This window comes from Microcystis sp. M53603_WE2 (genome assembly GCF_030065435.1).
Window position 1 is genome coordinate 1 of sequence record NZ_JASJFF010000788.1, and the last position, 1,641, is coordinate 1,641.

General features: G+C 39.7%; 1 protein-coding gene and 1 pseudogene. One reads left to right on the forward strand and one right to left on the reverse strand.

The window, feature by feature from the left end; genetic code table 11:
- Positions 1 to 122: pseudogene (locus PX481_RS16830) on the reverse strand (photosystem II q(b) protein); the annotation flags it as partial.
- A 177-nt stretch (positions 123 to 299) separates the two neighbouring features.
- Here PX481_RS16830 and PX481_RS16835 point away from each other — a divergent pair.
- Complete coding sequence (locus PX481_RS16835) at positions 300 to 1,202, forward strand: hypothetical protein (RefSeq protein ID WP_288023999.1); 903 nt, start codon at positions 300 to 302, stop codon at positions 1,200 to 1,202.
- The last annotated feature ends 439 nt before the right edge of the window (positions 1,203 to 1,641 follow it).

The following is a 1,641-nucleotide window of genomic DNA, read 5'->3' on the forward strand; positions in this document are numbered from 1 at the left end:
AGGGTGGGGATCATGATGACACCGAACCAGCCGACATAAAGACGGTTGTTGGTGCTGGTGATCCACTGGCAGAACTGCTCCCACAGGGAAGCGCTTTCGCGCTGTTGTAGAGTGGTGGTCATTGGTTTATGATTCCTATTAAGTTATCGAGGTACGATTGATTGATGATGTCTCTATCTTAAGGACTTTGTAACGGTTTGTAAAGGGGTTTGAAACTATTGTTACTTATAGTATTGATAAGCTGGGGTTATGAAATGGGTCGGGTGCGGTCGGGTCTTTTCTGATCTAAGATTGAAGACATGACTCGACAACCTCACGACCAATTTGCCAAACAATACCTAGAAGAATTGCTGTCTCCCCTGGGAAAGGTGGAAGTCAGCAAAGAGGTGGCGGATGAAACCCGTCAGGTGGATATTTTCTTCTCTCCTCACCCTAATATGCGGGGAAATGCTCAATCTTTGGGTCTTTTAGGGCAAATGGTGACAACAAGCACTTTGCTTGAGCCTTTTCGCAATGCTCCCAATCGAACGGAAATTCGCAACTGTATCTTAAAACTGTTTTCGATTTTCGCTGAACTTCAACGGAAAGGGAAACGGGAAAAAACTGAGTTAAACGAGGATGACTTACCTAAATTATGGATTTTGGCTACTTCTATTAGTTTCCAGATCCTAGAGAGTTTTGATGCTAAATTAGAACTAGAAAACTGGACAGAAGGGATTGACTTTTTATCTCCCTCTCACCGAACGGCAATTATAGCGATTAATCAGTTACCTATTACCCCAGACACTTTACTGTTAAGATTGTTGGGACGGGGGAAAACCCAAAGCCAAGCGGTGAGAGAGTTGCTTGAGTTGCCTTCTGGCGATTCCTTCCGTCAAAATGTCATGGAATTATTGATTAGTTGGCGTGTGAGTGTTGAAATTAACAATCTTTTAGAATCAGAAGATAGGGAGGTATTTATGGCTTTATCTCAATCTTATTTAGAGTGGAAAGAGGCGACTAAACGGGAAGGACTTCAACAAGGACTTCAACAAGGACAACGACAAATTATTGAAAATTTAATGCAAGTGAGGTTTGGAGAATTGGATGAGTCTTTAATAAAAGTTATTGATGAGTTGCTTAAGTTATCACCGATGGAGTCTAGTCGCCTTTTGTTGGAGTCTTCACGGGAAGATTTAATCAGACGATTCATCTCTGAATAAATTAATTAAGCTGGGTTAAAATACGTCTTAGCTTAAACAGCTTCAAAGAAGCAATAACCGGCGGAAAACGGGAGGATATTATTTAACAGATGAAGAATTGCGATAGACCTGAAAAGATGCTTATGGTTTAGCGTTAGTACAAGCTACTTTAGCGGCTTTTAAAAGAAAATATGGAGTCAACGAATTAGCAAAAATTGTGATAAAATGCGATTATTTACCAAGCAATGGTGTTGATTTTGTGGTGATTATATTCTCTTAAATCTCTACAGATGAATTAGAATAGACTCAAAAAGTGAAGATTTTGGCTCTTCGTTACTTGTTATGGTTCGATAGGGGGGCATAAATCGACTAAATCCTTATCTGGCAAGAGACTTAATTGATTAGTTCGCTCTAGATAAAAAACAATTGACAAAAATCGCTAAATGCCTTTCTATATAAG

Bases quoted from the DNA above. Each gene is read 5' to 3' on its own strand.
- PX481_RS16835 (WP_288023999.1), top strand. From the start codon at position 300: ATGACTCGACAACCTCACGACCAATTTGCCAAACAATACCTAGAAGAA.